The organism is Streptomyces hilarionis, assembly GCF_024539675.1.
In the GTDB taxonomy this organism is placed as follows: domain Bacteria; phylum Actinomycetota; class Actinomycetes; order Streptomycetales; family Streptomycetaceae; genus Streptomyces; species Streptomyces hilarionis.
Window position 1 is genome coordinate 1 of sequence record NZ_JAHHIT010000631.1, and the last position, 302, is coordinate 302.

Annotated in this window: 1 protein-coding gene; it reads left to right on the forward strand. The window is 57.9% G+C overall.

Annotation, left to right across the window (positions count from 1 at the left end; genetic code table 11):
• Positions 1-302, forward strand: a 302-nt coding sequence (locus KMS84_RS39800; RefSeq protein WP_256921532.1) for a hypothetical protein, incomplete at both ends; no start/stop codon positions are given.

Genomic DNA, 302 nt, shown 5'->3' on the forward strand with positions numbered 1-302 from the left:
GCTTATGTCATTGATCGCGCAGCTGCGGCTCAAGCACAACAACTGCGAAACGCATATCACGATACGCTGACCCTACTCAATCTCGCCGAACGCCAACGAGACGTTGGGACGTTATCTGAAGATGAAGTGAACCTGCAACGCAGCGACACCGAACACTCACACGCAAGCATGCAGCAGGCTCAAACCGACGCGGCTGGCGCACGAAATGCGCTGCAGTTGCTGACTGGCTACGCCGGCGCGCCCCCCGCGGGAAAGGTCGAGGAGTTGGCCAATCCCAATGAGTCGCTCGACTGGATGAATTC